This window comes from Serratia sp. Tan611, from assembly GCF_905188235.1.
GTDB lineage: Bacteria > Pseudomonadota > Gammaproteobacteria > Enterobacterales > Enterobacteriaceae > Serratia_B > Serratia_B rhizosphaerae.
In genome coordinates, this window is the sequence record NZ_LR994655.1 from 1,284,304 (window position 1) to 1,306,540 (window position 22,237).

General features: G+C 59.7%; 20 protein-coding genes. 16 read left to right on the forward strand and 4 right to left on the reverse strand.

Annotated features, from left to right (window positions below; all coding sequences use genetic code 11):
* Positions 1 to 14: 14 nt before the first annotated feature.
* From kdpB to TAN611_RS06050, 3 genes are read right to left on the reverse strand one after another with little or no spacing between them, the layout of a single operon-like run.
* Positions 15 to 2,084: a potassium-transporting ATPase subunit KdpB gene (gene kdpB / locus TAN611_RS06040; RefSeq protein ID WP_105230141.1), complete on the reverse strand. Its 2,070-nt coding sequence runs from the start codon at positions 2,082 to 2,084 to the stop codon at positions 15 to 17.
* 23 nt (positions 2,085 to 2,107) lie between these two features.
* On the reverse strand, positions 2,108 to 3,796 hold the full coding sequence (kdpA, locus tag TAN611_RS06045; protein ID WP_203067391.1) for a potassium-transporting ATPase subunit KdpA: 1,689 nt from the start codon (positions 3,794 to 3,796) through the stop codon (positions 2,108 to 2,110).
* Complete coding sequence (locus tag TAN611_RS06050; protein ID WP_105230143.1) at positions 3,796 to 3,885, reverse strand: K(+)-transporting ATPase subunit F; 90 nt, start codon at positions 3,883 to 3,885, stop codon at positions 3,796 to 3,798. The genes kdpA and TAN611_RS06050 overlap by 1 nt, the downstream gene beginning before the upstream one ends.
* A 401-nt stretch (positions 3,886 to 4,286) precedes the next feature.
* Here TAN611_RS06050 and TAN611_RS06055 point away from each other — a divergent pair, with 401 nt between their 5' ends.
* From TAN611_RS06055 to nei, 11 genes are all read left to right on the forward strand, one after another.
* The gene (locus TAN611_RS06055) at positions 4,287 to 4,493 is read left to right on the forward strand and encodes a YbfA family protein (RefSeq protein WP_054305327.1); all 207 of its coding nucleotides are present in this window, start codon (positions 4,287 to 4,289) and stop codon (positions 4,491 to 4,493) included.
* 189 nt (positions 4,494 to 4,682) lie between these two features.
* A complete protein-coding gene (phrB, locus tag TAN611_RS06060; protein WP_203067392.1) occupies positions 4,683 to 6,116 on the forward strand; it encodes a deoxyribodipyrimidine photo-lyase in 1,434 nt (477 codons plus the stop codon).
* 23 nt (positions 6,117 to 6,139) lie between these two features.
* The gene (locus TAN611_RS06065) at positions 6,140 to 7,120 is read left to right on the forward strand and encodes an MBL fold metallo-hydrolase (RefSeq protein ID WP_111737576.1); all 981 of its coding nucleotides are present in this window, start codon (positions 6,140 to 6,142) and stop codon (positions 7,118 to 7,120) included.
* Between the two features lie 66 nt (positions 7,121 to 7,186).
* Positions 7,187 to 7,930 (forward strand): type 2 GTP cyclohydrolase I, encoded by a 744-nt coding sequence (locus TAN611_RS06070; RefSeq protein WP_105233228.1) that lies wholly within the window; start codon positions 7,187 to 7,189, stop codon positions 7,928 to 7,930.
* Between the two features lie 261 nt (positions 7,931 to 8,191).
* Complete coding sequence (gene pxpB / locus TAN611_RS06075) at positions 8,192 to 8,848, forward strand: 5-oxoprolinase subunit PxpB (protein WP_187044765.1); 657 nt, start codon at positions 8,192 to 8,194, stop codon at positions 8,846 to 8,848.
* Positions 8,842 to 9,774, forward strand: coding sequence for a 5-oxoprolinase subunit PxpC (pxpC, locus tag TAN611_RS06080; RefSeq protein ID WP_187043508.1), 933 nt, complete (start codon positions 8,842 to 8,844; stop codon positions 9,772 to 9,774). The genes pxpB and pxpC overlap by 7 nt, the downstream gene beginning before the upstream one ends.
* Positions 9,764 to 10,501: a 5-oxoprolinase subunit PxpA gene (gene pxpA / locus TAN611_RS06085; RefSeq protein WP_203067393.1), complete on the forward strand. Its 738-nt coding sequence runs from the start codon at positions 9,764 to 9,766 to the stop codon at positions 10,499 to 10,501. Before pxpC ends, pxpA begins: the two co-directional genes overlap by 11 nt.
* 91 nt (positions 10,502 to 10,592) lie before the next feature.
* A complete protein-coding gene (locus TAN611_RS06090; RefSeq protein ID WP_105230149.1) occupies positions 10,593 to 11,324 on the forward strand; it encodes a DUF969 domain-containing protein in 732 nt (243 codons plus the stop codon).
* Positions 11,321 to 12,328 (forward strand): DUF979 domain-containing protein, encoded by a 1,008-nt coding sequence (locus TAN611_RS06095; RefSeq protein WP_105230150.1) that lies wholly within the window; start codon positions 11,321 to 11,323, stop codon positions 12,326 to 12,328. Before TAN611_RS06090 ends, TAN611_RS06095 begins: the two co-directional genes overlap by 4 nt.
* A gap of 8 nt (positions 12,329 to 12,336) precedes the next feature.
* Positions 12,337 to 12,984 (forward strand): pyroglutamyl-peptidase I, encoded by a 648-nt coding sequence (gene pcp / locus TAN611_RS06100; protein WP_105230151.1) that lies wholly within the window; start codon positions 12,337 to 12,339, stop codon positions 12,982 to 12,984.
* Positions 12,985 to 13,046: 62 nt separating this feature from the next.
* The gene (gene nei, locus TAN611_RS06105) at positions 13,047 to 13,838 is read left to right on the forward strand and encodes an endonuclease VIII (RefSeq protein WP_111737573.1); all 792 of its coding nucleotides are present in this window, start codon (positions 13,047 to 13,049) and stop codon (positions 13,836 to 13,838) included.
* A 67-nt stretch (positions 13,839 to 13,905) separates the two neighbouring features.
* Here the strand turns inward: nei and TAN611_RS06110 are convergent, their stop codons facing one another.
* On the reverse strand, positions 13,906 to 15,192 hold the full coding sequence (locus TAN611_RS06110) for a citrate synthase (RefSeq protein WP_105230152.1): 1,287 nt from the start codon (positions 15,190 to 15,192) through the stop codon (positions 13,906 to 13,908).
* Positions 15,193 to 15,885: 693 nt separating this feature from the next.
* Between TAN611_RS06110 and sdhC the strand changes: the two genes are divergently transcribed.
* From sdhC to sucA, 5 genes are all read left to right on the forward strand, one after another.
* Positions 15,886 to 16,275: a succinate dehydrogenase cytochrome b556 subunit gene (sdhC, locus tag TAN611_RS06115; RefSeq protein ID WP_015671352.1), complete on the forward strand. Its 390-nt coding sequence runs from the start codon at positions 15,886 to 15,888 to the stop codon at positions 16,273 to 16,275.
* Positions 16,269 to 16,616, forward strand: a complete 348-nt coding sequence (gene sdhD / locus TAN611_RS06120) for a succinate dehydrogenase membrane anchor subunit (RefSeq protein ID WP_105230153.1) — start codon at positions 16,269 to 16,271, stop codon at positions 16,614 to 16,616. Before sdhC ends, sdhD begins: the two co-directional genes overlap by 7 nt.
* 3 nt (positions 16,617 to 16,619) lie before the next feature.
* Complete coding sequence (gene sdhA / locus TAN611_RS06125) at positions 16,620 to 18,386, forward strand: succinate dehydrogenase flavoprotein subunit (protein WP_203067394.1); 1,767 nt, start codon at positions 16,620 to 16,622, stop codon at positions 18,384 to 18,386.
* Between the two features lie 17 nt (positions 18,387 to 18,403).
* Positions 18,404 to 19,120, forward strand: coding sequence for a succinate dehydrogenase iron-sulfur subunit (locus TAN611_RS06130; RefSeq protein WP_105230155.1), 717 nt, complete (start codon positions 18,404 to 18,406; stop codon positions 19,118 to 19,120).
* A gap of 294 nt (positions 19,121 to 19,414) precedes the next feature.
* A complete protein-coding gene (gene sucA / locus TAN611_RS06135) occupies positions 19,415 to 22,222 on the forward strand; it encodes a 2-oxoglutarate dehydrogenase E1 component (protein ID WP_203067395.1) in 2,808 nt (935 codons plus the stop codon).
* Positions 22,223 to 22,237 lie beyond the last annotated feature (15 nt).

Sequence of the window (22,237 nt, forward strand, 5' to 3'; positions counted from 1 at the left end):
TTTCTCCTTAACGGTTAACCGGCGATATGCAGCAGCGTCAGCAGCAGGTCAATCAGCTTAATGCCGACGAACGGCACCAGCAGGCCGCCCAGCCCGTACAGCCACAGGTTGCGGCGCAGCAGCGCCGCCGCGCTCATGGCTTTGTAGCTGACGCCTTTAAGCGCCAGCGGGATCAGGAACACAATCACCAGCGCGTTGAAAATCACCGCCGACATAATGGCCGACGATGGCGAATGCAGATGCATAATATTCAGCGCGTTCAACTGCGGGTAAGTGGCGGCAAAGGCGGCCGGAATAATGGCGAAATATTTCGCCACGTCGTTGGCGATGCTGAAGGTGGTCAGAGAGCCGCGCGTCATCAGCATCTGTTTGCCGATATGCACCACCTCAATCAGCTTGGTCGGGTTGGAGTCCAGATCGACCATATTACCGGCCTCTTTCGCCGCCTGAGTGCCGGAGTTCATCGCCACCGCCACGTCGGCCTGCGCCAGCGCTGGCGCATCGTTGGTGCCGTCGCCGGTCATCGCCACCAGCCTGCCTTCCGCCTGATACTGGCGGATCAGCGCCAGTTTGGCTTCCGGCGTTGCTTCGGCCAGGAAATCGTCCACCCCAGCCTCGGCGGCGATGGCGGCGGCGGTCAGCCGGTTGTCGCCGGTGATCATCACCGTTTTGATCCCCATGCGACGCAGTTCGGCAAAGCGTTCTTTGATGCCGCCTTTGACGATGTCCTTCAGCGCCACCACGCCCAGCACCCGCGCGTCTTCCGCCACCACCAGCGGCGTGCCGCCGGTGTGCGCCACGCCTTCCACCAGCGCGTCGATCTCCGGCGGGAAATGGCCGTTGTTGGATTCCACGTGGCGGCGGATGGCGTCTACCGCGCCTTTGCGGATAACCCGCTGCTGTACATTGACGCCGCTCATGCGGGTCTGCGCCGAGAAGGGCACAAAGGTGGCATTGAGCGTCTGTAAATCACGTTCGCGCAGGTTGAAGCGCTGTTTTGCCAGCACCACGATGCTGCGGCCTTCCGGCGTTTCATCCGCCAGCGATGACAGCTGCGCGGCGTCCGCCAGTTGTTGCTCTTCGATGCCGGGAGCGGGCAGAAACTCGGAGGCCTGACGGTTGCCGAGGGTGATGGTGCCGGTTTTGTCCAGCAGCAGCACGTCCACGTCGCCGGCGGCCTCCACCGCCCGGCCGCTGGTGGCGATCACATTGGCGCCGAGCATGCGGCTCATGCCCGCCACGCCAATCGCCGACAGCAAACCGCCGATGGTGGTGGGGATCAGGCAGACCAGCAGCGCCACCAGCACGGTGATGGTGACCACCGCGCCGCTGCCGGCGGCGGTGACGCTGTAGTGTGAGAACGGCAGCAGGGTAGCGGTTGCCAGCACGAAGACGATGGTCAGCGCTACCAGCAAAATGGTCAGCGCCACCTCATTCGGCGTTTTACGTCGTTTGGCGCCTTCGACCATGGCGATCATCCGGTCGAGGAAGGTTTCCCCCGGGTTGACGCTGCACTGGACGATCAGCCAGTCGGACAGCACGCGGGTGCCGCCGGTGACCGAGGAGAAGTCGCCGCCGGATTCGCGGATCACCGGCGCGGATTCGCCGGTGATGGCGCTTTCATCCACCGATGCGCCGCCTTCCAGCACTTCGCCGTCGCAGGGGATGGTGTCGCCGGCCTCCACCAGCACCACATCGCCTTTACGCAGGCTCTGCGCCGCAACTTTTTCCTGGGCCGCCTCGCGCTGCGGCTGCGCCAGTTTCTTGGCCCAGCTGGTTTTTTTGCTGCCTTTCAGGCTTTCCGCCTGAGCTTTGCTGCGGCCTTCCGCCAGCGCTTCGGCGAAGTTGGCGAACAGCACGGTAAACCACAGCCACAGCGCCACGCTGCCGGTAAAGGCGGCATCGCCGCTGCTATAGCCGGCCAGCATGCCCAGCCAGATCAGGGTGGTGAGCAGGCTGCCGAGGTATACCACGAACATCACCGGGTTACGCCATTGGGTGCGCGGGTTCAGCTTTTTCACGGCGTCCAGCAGCGCGTTACGCACCAGCGCCGGTTCAAATAGCGCGCGTTGTTTGCGAGTCATAACTATTTCTCTCTAAGAAGCCGTTAATGGGCCAGCCAAATGTGTAAATGCTCGGCCACCGGGCCCAGCGCCAGCGCAGGGATAAAGGTCAGGGCGCCGACCAGCAGCACGGTGCCGATCAGCAAGCCGACAAACAGCGGCCCGTAGGTTGGCAGAGTGCCGTTCCCCGCCGGCTGACGTTTTTTGGCGCACAGTGAACCGGCTATCGCCAGCACCGGCAGAATCACGCCGAAGCGGCCGACCAGCATGGCGAAGGCCAGCAGCAGGTTATAGAACGGGGTGTTGACGCTCAGCCCGGCGAAGGCGCTGCCGTTGTTATTGGCCGCAGAGGAGAAGGCGTACAGCACTTCGCTCAGCCCGTGGGCGCCGGGGTTGAGAATGCCGCTGCGCCCGGCAGCGGTCGCCAGCGCCAGTGCGCTGCCCAACAGCACCAGCGTCGGCGTCACCAGAATCGCCAGCGCGGTCATTTTCATCTCATAGACGTCGATCTTTTTCCCCAGGTACTCCGGCGTGCGACCGATCATCAGGCCGGCGATAAACACCGTCAGCAGGACGAACAGCAGCATGCCGTACAGCCCGGAGCCCACGCCGCCGAACACCACTTCACCGATTTGCATCAGCCACATCGGCACCATGCCGCCCAGCGCGGTAAAGGAATCATGCATGGCGTTGACCGCACCGCAGGAGGCGGCGGTGGTGACTACCGAGAACAGGCTGCTGGCGAGGATGCCAAAGCGCGACTCTTTGCCTTCCATATTGATAATGCTGTCGGCGCCGGCGGAGCTCAGGTGCGGATTGCCTGCCAGTTCGGCGTACATCACCACCACCACCGCAACGACGAAAATCAGCGACATCGCCCATAGCAGCGTATGGCCCTGACGGTTTTCACCGACGGCCTGGCCGAAGGCGAAGCACAGCGCGCTGGGGATCAGGAAGATCGCCAGCATCTGCACCATATTGCTCAGCGCGGTGGGGTTTTCGAACGGGTGCGCCGAGTTGGCGCCAAAGAAACCGCCGCCGTTGGTGCCGAGCATTTTGATTGCTTCCTGAGACGCCACCGGCCCCATCGGCAACACCTGCTGACCGCCTTCCAGCGTGGTCAGATGCAGATAGGGCGACAGGTTCTGCAGCACGCCCTGGCTGACAAAAAACAGCGCGATGAGCAGCGAAAGCGGCAGCAGCACGTACAGCGTAATACGCCAGATATCCAGCCAGGCGTTGCCGATGGTGGCGCTGGAACGGCGGCTGAACGCGCGGATCAGCGCAAACGCGACGGCGATGCCGCTGGCGGCGGACAGAAAGTTCTGTACCGTCAGGCCAGCCATCTGGCTGAGATAGCTCAGGGTGTTTTCACCGCTGTAGGCCTGCCAGTTGGTATTGGTGACGAAGCTGACGGCGGTGTTCAGCGCCAGATGCCAGGACATCCCCGGGAAGCCCTGCGGGTTGAGCGGCAGCGCGCCTTGCCCCATCAGCAGCGTCATCAGCAGGATGATGCCGAGCAGGTTGAAGAGCAGAATCGCCAGCGCATACTGGCGCCAGTTCATCTCCTCCCCGCGGCTACCGCTGCAGCCGCGGATAAACTGTTCGCTGTGACGCAGCACGGGCAGCGGCTCGCCTTCAATCAGGCGTGCCAGAAAATAGCCCAGCGGGCGTGACAGAAGCAGCAGAACCAGCAGGAAGCTGGCGATAAACAGAAAGGCTGACGCAGCCATCAGAACTCCTCCGCGTTGAACAGGGCGTAAACCAGATAGCCCAACAGCAGCAGAACCAACAGCGTGCCGGCGATAACGCTGATACTCACGGGACACCTCCACAGGTGACGATTTTTGATAGCGGCAGTGTAGGAAGGCGGATAGAAAGAAGATGAAAAAATCGCGTTGCAGGCTGTAAAAAAAGTATAAAAACGTCTGAATAATCGGCGCTTTTGCGGCATAGGGCGGGTCAGGAGGAGAGCGAGGCATCATTGTTGTGTCAGATAACCATAAGGTAACCAATGTTTAGTTAATAATTAACCATCCTGTAACAAACTTTCAGTATAAAGAGCAATATGCGCTTTTTTCGTGTAATTTAGTGGTCGGATGAGTAGTAAATTTTCATCAGGTGCGCTAAAATTTTGCACAGTTACCAAATCATCCGTTTATCTGTTTTTACGTCGTCGCTGTGCCTGACGCTATGCAGCCGGCGTGTTTTAAGGAGGTTCGCATGTCTACTTATCAAGCTTATCCATTGCATCGGATTCTCCTGCGCCGCGGCGCAGTGATCCTGGCTGGCGTGCTGGCTCTGCCGGTGATGCTGTTCCGCTCCGATCGCGCGCGTTTTTACAGCTATCTGCACCGCGTCTGGTCAAAAACCAGCGATAAGCCGGTCTGGCTGCAACAGGCGGAGCTGGCGTCCGGCGATTTTTACTAAGCCGCGCTTTTCCCCTGCAACCCTCGCCTTGGCGAGGGTTTTTTTATGTCCGCAGCCGGCAGGCGTCATCGTCTTAACCGCCGAATTCTTCTATACTTTTAGTATTGTTTAACGCAGCGGTAACCGCTCGTTCGGTTGTTGTGCCGTCCGGCGTCGCGCGTAATTGATGGCATCGATAGAAGGATGGTTATGACCACCCATTTGGTCTGGCTGCGCAATGATTTGCGCATCACGGACAACAAGGCATTGCACGCCGCCTGCAGCGATCCGCAGGCGCAGGTGGTGGCGCTGTTTATCGCCACGCCGCAACAGTGGCGGCAGCACGAGATGGCGCCGCGGCAGGCGGCTTTTATTTACGCCAACCTGCTGCCGCTACAGTCGCAGCTGGCGCAGCGCGGTATTCCGCTGGTGGTGCATCAGTGCGATGATTTTGCCGACTCGGTGCGCTGGCTTACGGACTATTGCCGCACCACCGGCGTCGAGGCGTTGTTTTACAACCGGCAGTATGAACTGAATGAGCGGCGGCGTGACCGGCAGGTTGAAACCGAGCTGGCGGATACGCTGACCTGTCACGCGTTTGATGACGCGCTGTTGCTGCCGCCGGGCAGCGTGCAGACCGGCAACGGTGAGATGTATCAGGTCTATACGCCGTTTCGTAAGGCGTTTTTGCAACGTCTGTACAGCGCCGATGTACGCTCCCTGCCGGCGCCAGCGGTGCGTGCGAGCGGTGCGATTGCGCCGCCGGCGGCGCCGGTTCCGTTTGTTGATCCTGATGCCGCATGGGATGCGGCGGCATTCCCGCCGGGTGAGGAACACGCCTTGCGCCGGCTGCGCACTTTTTGCCGCGAGCAGGTGCAGGACTACCGACAGCAGCGCGACTTTCCGGCGCTGGACGCCACCAGCGGCCTGTCGCCGTATCTGGCGATAGGCGTGTTATCGCCGCGTCAGTGCGTCAATCGCCTGCGGCTGACCTGTCCTGACCTGCTGGAGCAGCCGGACGGTGGCGCGTTTACCTGGCTGAATGAGTTAATCTGGCGTGAATTTTACCGCCATCTGCTGGTGGCTTATCCGGCCCTGTGCCGCCATCGCCCCTTTATCGGCTGGACGGACGCCGTTCGCTGGAATCCGGACGCCGGGGCGCTACAGGCCTGGCAGCAGGGGCGCACCGGCTACCCGATTGTCGATGCGGCCATGCGGCAACTGAATAACACCGGATGGATGCATAACCGTTTACGGATGATCGTGGCCAGTTTTCTGGTGAAGGATCTACTGATCGACTGGCGAGCCGGCGAGCGCTATTTTATGCGCCAGCTGCTGGATGGTGATTTCGCCGCCAATAACGGCGGCTGGCAGTGGGCGGCGTCGACCGGTACCGACGCGGCGCCTTATTTTCGCATCTTTAATCCGACGACGCAGGGCGAACGTTTTGATCCGCAAGGCGCTTTTATCCGTAAATGGTTGCCCGAACTGGCGGATGTACCGGACAATGAACTTCATCATCCCCACCGTTGGGCGGAAAAGCAGGGTATTGCGCTGGCGTATCCGCTGCCGATTGTCGATCACCGCGAGGCGCGGCTGACGACGCTGGCGGCGTTTGAGGCGGCGAAACGCGGAGGGGATTAACGGTCACCGCAAGGAGCAAGCTTATGTTGAAGAAAATACTGGCCGTCTGTCTGAGCGGCTATTCGGCGCTGGCGCTGGCCGGGTTTGATGTGGTGGCGTTGGGCGTCGACGGCGGCGTCAGCGATGGCAACCTGACCTCTTATCTTATCCGCAGCGACAGTCAGACGCAGTACGTGGCATTGGACGCCGGCTCGCTGCTGCCCGGCATCGGCAAGGGGTTGGAAAAAGGCAGTTTTCCGCAGGTGACGCCGGAAGCGGCGGCGCCATATACGCCGCAGGGCCATATTTTCCGGCGGCTGATTGGCGCCTATTTTATCAGCCATGCGCATCTGGACCATCTGGCCGGGCTGATTATCGCGTCGCCGGAAGATGGTAAAAAAACGGTGTATGCCTCGAATGACACGGTACTGACGCTGCGCAACCACTATTTCAACTGGAAGAGCTGGCCGAACTTCAGCGACTCCGGCAACGGCCAGCGCCTTGGCACCTACCGGCTGCAGCCGGTGCGTGAACAGCAGCGCTTCACCTTCGGCACCACCGGGCTGAGCGGGGTGATGTATCCGCTCAGCCATGCGGGTTATCACTCTTCGATGGTGCTGCTTGCCGATCGCACGGGCGCTTTCGCCTACTTTGGCGATACCGGGCCGGACGCGCTGGAACAGTCGCGCCAGCTGGACAGCGTCTGGCGGGCGCTGGGGCCGCTGGTCGCCAATAAAAAGCTGAAAGGCATGATTATTGAAACCTCTTACCCGAATGAGGTGTCAGACAGCAAACTCTATGGCCATCTCACCCCGGCCTGGCTGCTGAAAGAGCTGAAAAATCTGCAAAAATACAGCGGTGGCGACGGTTCGCTGGCGGGACTGCCGATCGTTATCAGCCACATTAAACCGAGCCTGCAGCAGGGCGAAGACCGGCGTGCGATGATTCAGCAACAGCTGGAGCAGGCCAACGATCTGGGTGTTAAATTTATTTTTATGGCGCAGGGCGATCGCCAACAGTTTTAACGTCGCTCCCCATTGTCCGGGACTGCCGGCGTTGGGACCCACGCACTATGTTGAAGAGAGATGAGTATGCATAACCTCGATCTGGAAAGCTTGATAAACAATGTACTTAACAGCGCCGCGTTTCAGGACTATGCGCCAAATGGCCTGCAGGTCGAAGGACGGGAAAACGTACAGCGCGTCGTCACCGGCGTGACCGCCTGCCAGGCATTGCTGGATGCGGCCGTGGAACACCAGGCCGACGCCATTTTGGTGCATCACGGCTATTTCTGGAAGAACGAGGCGCCGGTGGTGCGCGGTATGAAGCGTAACCGGCTGAAGACGCTGCTGGGCAATGATATCAATCTGTACGGCTACCATCTGCCGCTGGATGCGCATCCGCTGCTGGGCAATAACGCCCAACTGGCGCAGCTGTTGGATATCCGCGTGCTCGGTGAGGTTGAGCCGTTGGTGCCGCATGGCGAATTTGAACAGCCGCTCAGCGGCGCAGAGCTGCAGCAGCGTCTTGAAGCGCGTCTGGGACGTCCGGTTCTGCACTGCGGCGACAATGCGCCGGCGGAAATCCGTCGCGTTGCCTGGTGCACCGGCGGCGGTCAGGGCTTTATCGACAGCGCCGCGCGTTTTGGCGTCGACGCCTTTATCAGCGGTGAAGTCTCCGAACAGACCATTCATAGCGCGCGTGAAATGGGCATTCACTTTTTCGCTGCCGGGCATCACGCCACCGAGCGCGGCGGCGTCAAGGCGCTGGGCGAGTGGCTGGCCGAACATCATGGCCTTGATGTGACCTTTATCGATATCCCGAATCCCGCCTGATTTTCCCCCAGGGTTCAGCATGCTGAACCCTTTTCGTTTTTTATACCTTAAATAATTCGAGTTGCAGGAAGACGGCAAGGGAAGGAAACCCGATGAGCTGACTCAGGTCAGTGATTCGGGTGACTGAGCGCCGCCAACGCACCTGCAATTTGATGTATGACAGCTATATATCCTTATTTTTACAGGGGTTGTTGTGTTGACAGCCGGCCTGCGCTCGCGCATAACTGATACGTTTTGCAAACAATAATAAGGAGAGTAATGGTGCAACGAGCACAATATTACCTATTGGGTGAAAGGGCGATCGTGCTTGAATTGGCACCGCCGGTGACGCTGCCCAGTCAGCAGCGGATCTGGGCGTTGGCAGAAAAATTTGCCCATCACCCACATGTACAGGAAGTGGTGCCGGGTATGAATAACCTGACGCTGTTGCTACAGACGCCACAGGCGGATATCGCCGCGCTGCTGGAGTTGCTGCGGCAGGGTTGGGAGAGCAGTGAAACGCTGGTGCCACAGGCGCGGGAAGTGGATATTCCGGTGATTTACGGCGGGGAGATGGGGCCGGATCTGGATGAGGTGGCGCGCCATACCGGCATGACGCCGCAGCAGGTGGTGGAGTGCCACGCCGCAGCGGCGTATGTGGTGTATTTCCTCGGTTTTCAGCCGGGTTTTCCTTATCTCGGCGGTATGCCGGAGCAGCTGACGGCGCCGCGCCGGGCGGAACCGCGCCTGAGCGTGCCCGCCGGTTCGGTCGGCATCGGCGGCAGCCAGACGGGCATCTACCCGCAGGCTGCGCCGGGCGGCTGGCAGCTGATCGGCCGTACGCCGCTGGCGCTGTTTAATCCGCAGGACACGCCGCCGACGCTGCTGCGTCCGGGAGACAGCGTGCGTTTTGTGCCGCAGCGGGAGGGCGTATGTTAAAAGTATTGCGTGCCGGCATCTATACCACGGTACAGGATCTGGGGCGAAACGGCTTCCGCAGCCTGGGCGTCAGCCAGGGCGGGGCGCTGGATGCGCCGGCGCTGAAAATCGCCAACCTGCTGGTGGGCAACCGTGCGGACAGCGCCGGGCTGGAGATTACGCTGGGGCAGTTCAGCGCTGAATTTACGCAGCCTGGCTGGATCGCGCTGACCGGCGCCGGCTGCGACGCGCTGCTGGACGGCAAACCGCTGTGGACCGGCTGGCGTTATCCGGTGAAAAAGGGCCAGCAGCTGGTGCTGCATAAGCCCAGACACGGCATGCGCAGCTATCTGGCGATCGCCGGCGGCATTGCGGTGCCGGAGGTGCTGGGTTCGCGCAGCACCGATCTGAGAACCGGTTTTGGCGGTCTGGCAGGACGAAAACTGCAGGACGGCGACCAATTGCCGCTGGGGGAGAGCGAGAACCTGCCGAGCAAGCCGTTCGGCGTCAAGCAGCTGTTGTTTAATAACCGCATCCGTGCGCTGCCGGGGCCGGAGTATCAGGAGTTCAGCGCAGCAGCACGGGAGGCGTTCTGGCGTACGGCGTGGCAGCTGAGCCCGCAGAGCAACCGCATGGGCTACCGCCTGCAGGGCAGCGCGGAGTTAACGCGCGCCACCGCGCGGGAAATGCTGTCGCACGGCCTGCAGCCGGGCGTGGTGCAGGTGCCGCATAACGGCCAGCCGATCGTCCTGATGGCGGATGCGCAGACCACCGGCGGCTACCCGCGCATTGCCTGTGTGATCGAAGCCGATCTCTATCATTTGGCGCAGATCCGTCTGGGGGAGCCGGTGCACTTTATTCCCTGTTCTCTGGAAGACGCGCAGCGCGCCAAAAAAGAGCAGGATCTGTTTATCCAACAAATTGCCTGGGGGCTACATGACCGTTGATTTAAATGCCGATCTGGGGGAAGGCTGCGTTAACGACCAGGCGCTGCTGCAGCTGGTCAGCTCGGCCAATATCGCCTGCGGTTTCCACGCCGGCGACGCGCAGACCATGCGCCAGTCGGTGCGCTGGGCGTTGCAGTATGGCGTGGCGATTGGCGCGCATCCCAGCTTTCCCGACCGGGAAAACTTTGGCCGCACGCGTATGCAACTGCCGGCGGAAACCGTCTATGCGCAGGTGGTGTATCAGCTGGGGGCGCTGGCCGCGATCGCCCGGACGGAAGGCGGGGCGATGGTGCATGTGAAGCCGCACGGCATGCTGTACAACCAGGCGGCGGTGGAGCCGGCATTGGCGGACGCGATCGCCCGGGCGGTCAAGGATGTCGATCCGGCACTGCGGCTGGTAGGGCTGGCGGGCAGTGAGCTGATCCGCGCCGGGGAGCGCCTGGGGCTGACGACCCGGCAGGAAGTGTTTGCCGATCGCGGCTATCTGGCCGACGGCACGCTGGTGCCGCGCGGGCAAAGCGGGGCGCTGATTGAAGACGAACAGCAGGCGCTGCAACAAACGCTGGAAATGGTGCGCCATCATCGGGTGCGCAGCATTGACGGCAAATGGGCCGCGGTGCAGGCGGAAACCGTCTGTCTGCACGGCGACGGCGAGCATGCGCTGGAGTATGCCCGCAAACTGCGCGCCAGCTTTGCCGAACAGGGCATCAGCGTCAGCGCAGAATAACAATAAAAAACTAACACAACACAACAAACACAGGCCTTCGACCCGCAGCCTTTTGGCTGCGGGCGGAGTGCTGGGCAAGAGGGAATACACAATGGATCAGGTTGTTAATTACTGGCCGCTGATCGGCATTGCCGTGATCGTGGTCGGTTTTATTCTGCGTTTTAATCCGGTGCTGGTGGTGATCGTTGCCGGCCTGGCTACCGGGTTGGCGGCGATGATGCCGCTGACGGAAATACTGGAAAGGATGGGCGAAGGGTTTCTCAACACCCGTAACCTGTCGCTGATCCTGCTGTTGCCGCTGGCGGTGATCGGCACGCTGGAGCGCCACGGGCTGAAAGAACGGGCGCAGGCCTGGATCGCCAGGATCAAAAGCGCCACCGCCGGCCGTCTGCTGATCGTCTACCTGTTTGTGCGTGAAATTACCGCGGCGATGGGGCTGACCAGCCTGGGAGGCCACCCGCAGATGGTGCGTCCGCTGCTGGCACCGATGGCCGAAGGGGCGACGGAAAACCGCTATGGTGAACTGCCGGAGCGCGTGCGCTACCGCCTGCGCGCCATGTCGGCGGCGACCGATAACGTCGGGCTGTTTTTCGGCGAGGATATTTTCGTCGCCTTTGGCGCGATTATTTTTATGCATAACTTTATGCTGGAGTCCGGCGGCATTCAGACCGAACCGCTGCATATCGCGCTGTGGGGCATACCGACGGCGATTTTCGCCTTCCTGATCCATGCCTTCCGTCTGTATCGCATGGACAAGCGGCTCAGTGCCGAACTGGCGCAGCTTAATCAGGCGGCGCTGCAGGCCAAAGGAGAGGCGCAATGAACTTCCAACTGCAATATCTCTACTGGCTGGCCGGGATTATCCTGCTGATTGTCGCCGTGATGTCGCTGCGCGACCGCGCCAACCCGCGTCGTTTTACCACCGGCTTATTCTGGGGACTGTATGGCCTGGTGTTTATGGTCGGCGACTGGACCTATGATTTGTTCGGCGCCGGCGAAGAAGCCCGGCGACTGCTGCATATCGTCATCGGCGCGCTGGTGGTGCTGATGGCGCTGATTGCCGGCCTCGGCGGGGTGCGTCTGGGCAGTTACCATCAGCGCACGCAGCAGCAGCGCGAAGAGAGCGCCAAACGCCTCGGCAACCGGCTGTTTGTACCGGCGCTGGCGATCCCGGTAGTGACGGTGATCGGGGTGCTGCTGTTCAACAATATTCCGGCGCTGCAAAGCGCGGTGTTTGGTCCCGGCAACCACTCAACACTGATTACGCTGTTCTCGATGGCGGTGGGGGTGATCCTCGGCGGCGTTATTGCGGTGAAAATGACCCATGAACGCGTGGCGCAGCCGCTGCAGGAAGCGCGCCGGCTGCTGGATTCCATCGGCTGTGCGTTTATTTTGCCGCAGATCCTCGCCATGCTGGGGCTGCTGTTTACCAGCGCCGGGGTAGGTACGGCGGTGGCGCACCTGACGCAGGAATACCTGGCGGTGGATAACCGTTTTATCGCCGTGGCGGTTTACGCGGTCGGTATGGCGCTGCTGACCATGGTGATGGGCAACGCGTTCGCGGCGTTCCCGATTATCACCGCCGGCGTCGGCATTCCGATTCTGGTGCTGCAGCACGGCGGCAATCCGGCGGTGATGGCGGCCATCGGGATGTTTTCCGGCTACTGCGGCACGCTGATGACACCGATGGCGGCCAACTTTAATATCGTACCGGCGGCGCTGCTGGAGCTGCCGGACAGAAATGCGGTGATTAAGGTGCAGGTGCCGACCGGCGTCCTGTTGCTGACGGTGAACGTATTTCTGCTCTATTTCCTGATGTTCCTGTAGGAGAACGCATGCAACATACAGTATTGATTACCGGTTTCGAGCCGTTTGACGGTGAGCATGTCAATCCTTCCTGGGAAGTGGTGAAGCAGCTTAATGATATGGAGCTGGGCGGCGTGCGCGTGGTGGCGCGCCAGCTGCCGTGCGTATTCGGCGAAGCGTTGGACGTGCTGAATGCGGCGATTGATGAACTGGCGCCGCAGATGGTGTTGGCGGTCGGCCAGGCCGGCGGACGCTGCGATATTTCGCTGGAGCGGGTGGCGATCAATATCAATGATGCGCGCATCCCGGATAATCAGGGGCAGCAGCCGATCGATGAACCGATCGTCGCCGACGGGCCGGCGGCCTATTTCAGTACGCTGCCGATCAAGGCGGTGGTCGACAGCATGCGCGAGGCCGGCATTCCGGCCTCGGTGTCGCAAACCGCCGGCACCTATGTGTGCAACCATGTGATGTACGGCCTGCTGCACCGGCTGCGCGGCCAGCCGGCGATCAAGGGCGGGTTTATTCATATTCCCTACCTGCCGGAACAGGCGGCGGCGCATCCGGGCCAGCCGAGCATGGCGGCCGGCACCGTGCTGTTTGCGCTGGAGCTGGCGATCTCCGTCGCCCTGCAGGTGGAGCACGATCTGAAAGTGTCGGGCGGCGCCACGCACTAAGTGCAGTGATAGCATCAGGGCGTCCTCAGCGGCGCCCGTTACCGTAAACCAAGGAGCAGTGTATGCCAGAAGGACCGGAAATACGTCGGGCGGCGGACACGCTGGCGGCGGCGATTCTCAATCAGCCGTTGCGTGATGTCTGGTTCGCCTTCCCCCAGTTGCAGCACTATCAGGCCGAGCTGATCGGCGAGCGGGTGACCGCTATTGAGACGCGCGGCAAGGCGTTGCTGACCCATTTTTCCAACGGACTGACGATGTACAGCCATAACCAGCTGTACGGCGTGTGGAAAGTGGCGGCGGCGGGGGAAACGCCGGCCACCAAACGTGATTTACGCGTGCGGTTGGAGACGGCGCAGCAGGCGATTTTGCTGTACAGCGCCTCGGACATCACCCTGGGGCCGCGCGGCGAGATTGAGCAGCATCCCTTTTTACAGCGTATCGGGCCTGACGTGCTGGATGAACGACTGACGGCGCAGCAGGTGGCGGAACGGTTGCTGTCGCCGCCGTTCCGCCGGCGTCAGCTGGGGGGCATGCTGCTGGATCAGGCCTTTCTGGCCGGGCTGGGCAACTATCTGCGGGCGGAAATTCTCTGGCAGGCGCAGCTGGCGCCGCAGCACCGGCCGCAGGATTTGACGCCTGAGGCGCTGCAGCGGTTGGCACAGGCGCTGCTGGCGGTTCCGCGTCTCTCTTACCACACGCGCGGACAGGTGAATGACGATCGTCACCACGGCGCGTTGTTCAGTTTTAAGGTGTTCCACCGCAGCGGCGAGCCGTGCCCGCGCTGCGGCGCGATGATTGAAAAAACGATGCTGTCATCGCGGCCGTTTTATTTCTGTCCGGTCTGCCAGCGTTAGCGCAGCGCAAAAAAAAGCGCCGCCCGAAAGGGCGGCGCCGTGCTGCTTTATGTAGGGTAAAGCGGCATTATTTCAGCTGGGATTTGAAATCACGCTCGGCGTAGCCGGTGTACAGCTGGCGCGGACGGGCGATTTTGATGCCCTCGTCGTGCATTTCGTTCCAGTGTGCGATCCAGCCGATAGTACGCGCGATGGCGAAGATAACGGTGAACATGGAAGACGGAATGCCCATTGCCTTCAGGATGATGCCGGAGTAGAAATCGACGTTCGGGTAGAGTTTCTTCTCGATGAAGTACGGGTCGTTCAACGCGATGTGTTCCAGCTCCATCGCTACCTGCAGCAGGTTATCGTCTTTCTTGTTCAGCTCTTTCAGTACTTCGTGGCAGGTTTCACGCATTACGGTGGCGCGCGGATCGTAGTTCTTGTACACGCGGTGGCCGAAGCCCATCAGGCGGAAGGAGTCGTTTTTGTCCTTGGCGCGTTTGATGAATTCCGGAATGTGCTCAACGGTGCTGATCTCTTCCAGCATTTTCAGCGCGGCTTCGTTGGCGCCGCCGTGCGCAGGCCCCCACAGGGAGGCGATACCGGCCGCGATGCAGGCGAACGGGTTAGCGCCGGAGGAGCCGGCGGTACGCACGGTAGAGGTGGAGGCGTTCTGCTCGTGGTCGGCGTGCAGGATCAGGATGCGATCCATTGCGCGTTCCAGTACCGGGTTCACCACGTACTCTTCACACGGTGTGGCAAACATCATATGCAGGAAGTTGCCGGCATAGGACAGGTCGTTGCGTGGGTAAACGAACGGCTGACCCAGGGAGTATTTGTAACACATTGCCGCCACGGTCGGCATTTTGGACAGCAGACGGTAGGCGGTGATTTCACGGTGACGCTCGTTGTTGACGTCCAGCGCATCGTGGTAGAAGGCCGCCAGCGCGCCGGTCACGCCGCACAGCACCGCCATCGGGTGTGAGTCGCGACGGAAGCCACGGAACAGATGGGTGATCTGGTCGTGGATCATGGTGTGGCGGGTAACGGTGGTTTTGAAGGTTTCAAACTCTTCCGGCGTCGGCGTTTCGCCGTACAGCAGGATGTAACACACTTCCAGATAAGAGGATTCTTTCGCCAGCTGCTCGATAGGGAAGCCGCGGTGCAGCAACACGCCTTTGTCGCCATCGATAAACGTGATTTTGGATTCGCAGGAAGCCGTGGAGGTGAAGCCGGGATCGAATGTGAAATAACCTTTGGAACCGAGGGTGCGAACATCAAGGACATCAGGGCCCAGGGTTGGGCTTAGTACGCCGAGCTCAATGGGAGCGTCACCGTTTGGTACGGTTAGCGTCGCTTTCTTATCAGTCATTTACTGTCTCCTTAGCGCCTTATTTTAATAATCACTAACAACCGAAATACCTTAATTCTCCGCACGTTGCCCGCAAAAATGGTATGCGGGCACAAACTCTGTGAGCAACTACGCAATAATGCGGTTAGGGTACAGAGCGCTGACCCCGGCGCGTCCATTTTGCGGCATAATAGGCGGCGAAACGGAAATCACTGGGTTGACCAGGCGAACGAGACGGGTGGTCGGTTGTTAACGATTTATTGAATTCGTTATTTTCTGTTGATCATTACCTACGACGTGTTCGGGGTTTTTTAACCGAATACACTGTTGCATAACTTCTACGTGGGGGGAAGTGTATCCGGCGACCTATAGCGCATCATAGGGCCTTTTGTGCCCCTATATGTAATGGAAATGTTGATCTCTTGTCAAATCAGATAATTAATTTTGTACTAAATGTGAAGTTTGTGATCTAAATCACTGTTCGGGGGAAATGTCCCCAAAGGGATTGTATGGGAATTGTAATCAGAATGTGATCCTCCTATACTGCCGCCAGGTCTCCGGATTACCCTGAAGTAGGAGCACCCAGCGTTATAACAATGCGCCGTTTAAGCACAGAGGATGTCGATGTTTGAGCGCGTGACGTGTAAGGGTTTTGGCTCTTAACGCTGTCTGATCCCCACCCAGGCCCGGAGGAAGGAAAATAATAAGAGCTGTGTGGGCAAAACCGTGAAAAAACAAAGACCTGTCAACCTGGATCTGCAAACGATCCGGTTTCCCGTAACTGCGATAGCGTCCATCTTACACCGAGTCTCTGGCGTAATTACCTTCGTTGCCGTGGGTATTCTCCTCTGGCTGCTGGGCACGTCTCTCTCTTCCCAAGAGGGATTCCTGCAGGCTGCCGCCATCATGAATAGCTTCTTCGTCAAGTTCATATTTTGGGGAATCCTCACTGCGCTGGCCTATCACATTTGCGGTGGCGTTCGTCACTTGTTAATGGATTTTGGCTATATCGAAGAGAGTTTAGCGGCTGGTCAGCGTTCTGCCCAGGTGGCATTCGTTCTGACCGTTGTGCTGTCAATTCTGGCTGGAGTCCTCGTATGGTAAACAATGCTTCCGCATTAGGGCGCAGCGGCGTACACGACTGGTTGTTACTGCGTGCTTCCGCTATCGTCATCACCCTGTATGTCCTCTATATCCTGGGCTTTGTCGTCACGGCTCCGGACATCACCTATGAAATCTGGCGTGGTTTCTTCGCCACCTCTATTACGAAAGTCTTCACCGTGTTGACCTTGCTGTCGATTCTGGCGCATGCCTGGATCGGTCTGTGGCAGGTGCTGACGGATTATATCAAGCCGTTGGCGTTACGCCTGGTGCTGCAACTGGCGGTGGTCGTCGTGTTGCTGGTCTATTTACTGTACGGAACAATCGTAGTGTGGGGTGCGTAAAAAATGAAACTGCCAGTCAGAGAGTTTGATGCAGTTGTTATCGGTGCTGGTGGCGCAGGTATGCGCGCGGCGCTGCAAATTTCCCAGTCGGGCTCAACCTGTGCCCTGCTGTCCAAAGTTTTCCCGACCCGTTCCCATACCGTGTCCGCACAGGGCGGCATCACCGTCGCGCTGGGCAACAGCCACGAAGATAACTGGGAATGGCATATGTACGATACCGTCAAGGGTTCCGACTATATCGGCGACCAGGACGCTATCGAATACATGTGTAAAACCGGCCCGGAAGCGATTCTGGAGTTGGAACACATGGGCCTGCCGTTCTCCCGTCTGGACGACGGCCGTATTTATCAGCGCCCGTTCGGCGGCCAGTCGAAAGAGTTCGGCGGCGAGCAGGCGGCGCGCACCGCGGCGGCGGCTGACCGTACCGGCCACGCCCTGCTGCACACCCTGTATCAGCAGAACCTGAGAAACCATACCACTATCTTCTCCGAGTGGTACGCGCTGGATCTGGTGAAAAACCAGGACGGCGCCGTGGTCGGCACCACCGCCATCTGCATCGAAACCGGTGAAGTGGTGTACTTCAAAGCCAAGGCGACCATTCTGGCCACCGGCGGCGCAGGCCGTATTTACCAGTCCACCACCAACGCTCACATTAATACCGGTGACGGCGTCGGCATGGCGATCCGCGCCGGCGTACCGGTGCAGGATATGGAAATGTGGCAGTTCCACCCGACCGGCATCGCCGGCGCCGGGGTTCTGGTGACCGAAGGCTGCCGCGGCGAAGGCGGTTACCTGCTGAATAAACACGGCGAGCGCTTTATGGAGCGTTATGCGCCGAACGCTAAAGATCTGGCGGGCCGCGACGTGGTTGCGCGCTCGATCATGATTGAAATCCGCGAAGGCCGCGGCTGCGACGGTCCGTGGGGCCCGCATGCCAAGCTGAAGCTGGACCACCTGGGCAAAGACGTGCTGGAATCCCGCCTGCCGGGCATCCTGGAGCTGTCGCGCACCTTTGCGCACGTCGACCCGGTGAAAGAGCCTATTCCGGTTATCCCGACCTGCCACTACATGATGGGCGGCATCCCGACCAAAGTGAGCGGCCAGGCGCTGACCGTCAACGAGAAAGGCGAAGACGTCGTCATTCCCGGCCTGTTTGCCGTTGGCGAAATCGCCTGCGTATCGGTGCACGGCGCCAACCGTCTGGGCGGCAACTCGCTGCTTGACCTGGTGGTGTTCGGCCGTTCCGCCGGCATGCATCTGCAGGAGTCTCTGGAAGAGCAGGGCGCAAGCCGCGACGCCAGCGAATCCGACGTGGAAGCGTCGCTGAATCGCCTGAACCGCTGGAACAACACCCGTTCCGGCGAAGATCCGGTAGAGATCCGCAAGGCGCTGCAGGCCTGTATGCAACACAACTTCTCGGTGTTCCGTGAAGGTGATGCGATGGCGAAGGGTCTGGAAGAACTGAAAGTCATTCGTGAACGTCTGAAGAACGCACGCCTGGACGATACCTCCCGCGAGTTCAACACCCAGCGCATCGAATGCCTGGAATTGGACAACCTGATGGAGACCGCGTATTCCACCGCCGTGTCGGCCAACTTCCGTACCGAGAGCCGTGGCGCACACAGCCGCTTCGACTACCCGGAACGTGATGACGCCAACTGGCTGTGCCATTCGCTGTATCTGCCGCAATCGGAAAGCATGGCGCGTCGTGAAGTGAACATGCAACCGAAACTGCGCCCGGCATTCCCGCCAAAAGTGCGTTCTTACTAATTCGCGGAGATCGATGGATGAAACTCGAATTCTCAATATATCGCTATAACCCGGATGTCGACGACGCTCCGCACATGCAGGACTACACGCTTGAGGCGGAAGAAGGTCGCGATATGATGTTGCTGGATGCGTTGATCCAACTGAAAGAGAAGGATCCGACGCTGTCGTTCCGCCGCTCATGCCGTGAGGGCGTGTGCGGTTCCGACGGCCTGAACATGAACGGCAAAAACGGCCTGGCCTGCATCACCCCGATTTCGTCGCTGCGCAAGGGCAGCGGCAAAATCGTCATTCGTCCATTGCCGGGTCTGCCGGTGGTGCGCGACCTGGTGGTGGATATGGGGCAGTTCTATACCCAGTATGAAAAAATCCGGCCTTACCTGCTCAACGACGGCAAAAATCCGCCGGCGCGCGAGCACCTGCAGTCGCCGGACGAGCGCGCCAAACTGGACGGCCTGTATGAGTGCATTCTGTGCGCCTGCTGTTCGACCTCTTGCCCGTCGTTCTGGTGGAACCCGGACAAATTCATCGGCCCGGCCGGCCTGCTGGCGGCATATCGTTTCCTGATCGACAGCCGTGACACCGAAACGGCAGAACGTTTAGACGATCTGGACGACGCTTTCAGTGTTTTCCGCTGCCATAGCATCATGAATTGTGTCAGTGTATGTCCTAAAGGCTTGAACCCGACCCGCGCTATCGGGCATATCAAGTCGATGCTGCTGCAACGCAGCGCATAACAGGCAAGTGATATCGCGCCGGAGCCGTTGGCCCGGCGCAATATTGGCAGGAAGCCTCTAAAAACTGACCCGTGACTGCGGCAACATGCAGTCAGGTTCCTCCCGCCGGTTTTTAGAGGTTCCTTGTAAGGGACCGCAAGGTCCAAACAGAACGTAAACAATCCCCGAGTGCCGGCGCTTGCGCCGTAACGAGGGAAGATACGTCGAGTGAACCGTTTTACGGCAAACCGTTTTAATCACGGTAATTATGTTAACCACGGCGAAAACTGAAGCTTTAAAGCTTAAGGGATCATAATGCAGAACGGCGCAATGAAGGCCTGGCTGGATTCCTCCTATCTGGCGGGCGCGAACCAGTCTTACATAGAGCAGCTCTATGAAGACTACCTAACCGATCCGGGCTCTGTCGAAGATAGCTGGCGTTCCATTTTCCAACAGCTCCCAACCGCGGGTGTCAAACCCGATCAACTTCACTCCCAAACTCGTGAATACTTCCGCCGTCTGGCGAAAGATTCTGCGCGTTACAACGGCAGCATCAACGATCCGGACACCGATGCCAAACAGGTGAAGGTCCTGCAGCTGATCAACGCCTTCCGCTTCCGCGGACATCAGCATGCCAACCTTGACCCGCTTGGCCTGTGGAAACAGGACGCAGTCCCTGACCTCGATCCTGCTTACCACAACCTGACCGAAGCCGACTTCCAGGAAACCTTCAACGTGGGTTCTTTCGCCATTGGCAAAGACACCATGAAGCTGGCGGATCTGTATGAAGCGCTGAAGCAGACTTACTGCGGCTCTATCGGCGCGGAATACATGCATATCACCAATACCGAAGAAAAACGCTGGATCCAGCAGCGTATCGAATCGGTGGTTGGCCATGCCAATTTCAGCAGCGATGAGAAACGCCGTTTCCTGAACGAGCTGACCGCTGCGGAAGGCCTGGAACGTTACCTGGGCGCTAAGTTCCCGGGGGCGAAGCGCTTCTCCCTCGAAGGCGGGGACGCGCTGGTGCCGATGCTGAAAGAGATGGTGCGTCACGCCGGCAAGAACGGCACGCGCGAAGTGGTGCTGGGCATGGCTCACCGCGGCCGTCTGAACGTGCTGATCAACGTGCTGGGTAAAAAACCGGCCGACCTGTTCGACGAGTTCGCCGGTAAGCATAAAGAACACCTCGGCACCGGTGACGTGAAATACCACCAGGGCTTCTCGTCCGACGTGGAAACCGAAGGCGGCATGGTTCACCTGGCGCTGGCGTTTAACCCGTCGCACCTGGAGATCGTCAGCCCGGTGGTCATGGGGTCAGTACGCGCCCGTCGCGATCGTCTGGATGAAGCGCGCAGCAACATGGTGCTGCCGATCACCATTCACGGCGACGCCGCGATTACCGGCCAGGGCGTGGTGCAGGAAACCCTGAACATGTCTCAGGCGCGCGGCTATGAAGTGGGCGGTACGGTGCGTATCGTCATCAACAACCAGATTGGTTTCACCACCTCCAATCCGCAGGATGCGCGCTCCACCCAGTACTGTACCGATATCGCCAAGATGGTGCAGTCGCCGATTTTCCACGTTAATGCTGACGATCCGGAAGCGGTGGCGTTTGTTACCCGTCTGGCGTTGGATTTCCGTAACACCTTTAAACGCGACGTCATGATCGATCTGGTTTGCTATCGTCGTCATGGGCACAACGAGGCCGATGAGCCGAGTGCAACCCAGCCGCTGATGTATCAGAAGATCAAGAAACACCCGACGCCGCGTAAAATCTATGCCGACGTGCTGACCGAACAGAAAGTCGCGACGCTGGAAGATGCCACGGAAATGGTCAATCTGTATCGCGATGCGCTGGACCGCGGCGAGTGCGTGGTGGAAGAGTGGCGTCCGATGAATCTGCACTCCTTCACCTGGTCGCCGTATCTGAACCACGAGTGGGATGAAGAATACCCGAGCAAGGTTGAAACCAAGCGTCTGCAGGATCTGGCAAAACGCATCAGCAGCGCGCCGGAGTCGGTAGAGATGCAGTCGCGCGTGGCGAAAATCTACGCCGATCGCGCCGAAATGGCGGTGGGCAACAAGCCGTTTGACTGGGGCGCGGCGGAAACGCTGGCCTACGCGACGATGGTCGATGAAGGCATCCCAATTCGTCTGTCGGGCGAAGATGCCGGCCGCGGCACCTTCTTCCACCGTCACGCGGTGGTGCACAACCAGAAAGACGGCTCTTCTTATGTGCCGCTGTCTAACGTGCACGCCGGCCAGGGCGAGTTCAAAGTCTGGGACTCCGTACTGTCTGAAGAGGCGGTGCTGGCGTTCGAATACGGCTACGCCACGGCAGAACCACGCACTCTGACCATCTGGGAAGCGCAGTTCGGCGACTTCGCCAACGGCGCTCAGGTAGTGATTGACCAGTTCATCAGCTCCGGCGAGCAGAAATGGGGCCGTATGTGCGGCCTGGTGATGCTGTTGCCGCACGGCTATGAAGGCCAGGGGCCGGAGCACTCCTCCGCGCGTCTGGAGCGTTATCTGCAGCTGTGCGCAGAACAGAATATGCAGGTCTGCATCCCGTCCACGCCGGCTCAGGTTTACCATATGCTGCGTCGTCAGGCGCTGCGCGGTATGCGCCGTCCGCTGGTGGTGATGTCGCCGAAGTCTCTGCTGCGTCACCCGTTGGCGATCTCTTCGCTGGATGAACTGGCGAACGGCACCTTCCTGCCGGCGATTGGTGAAATCGACGAGCTGGATCCGAAGGCGGTGAAACGCGTCGTGCTGTGCTCCGGCAAGGTGTACTACGACCTGCTGGAACAGCGTCGCAAAAATGGCCAGAAAGACGTCGCCATTGTCCGTATCGAACAGCTGTATCCGTTCCCGCACCAGGCGGTGCAGGCGGTACTGGAGCAGTATTCGCACGTCCATGACTTCGTCTGGTGTCAGGAAGAGCCGCTGAACCAGGGCGCCTGGTACTGCAGCCAACACAATTTCCGTGAAGTGATTCCGTTCGGAGCCTCTTTACGTTACGCCGGACGTCCGGCCTCTGCTTCTCCGGCAGTGGGTTATATGTCCGTACACCAGAAGCAGCAGCAGGCTCTGGTTAATGATGCGCTGAATATTGATTAAAAATTTAAGGGAAAG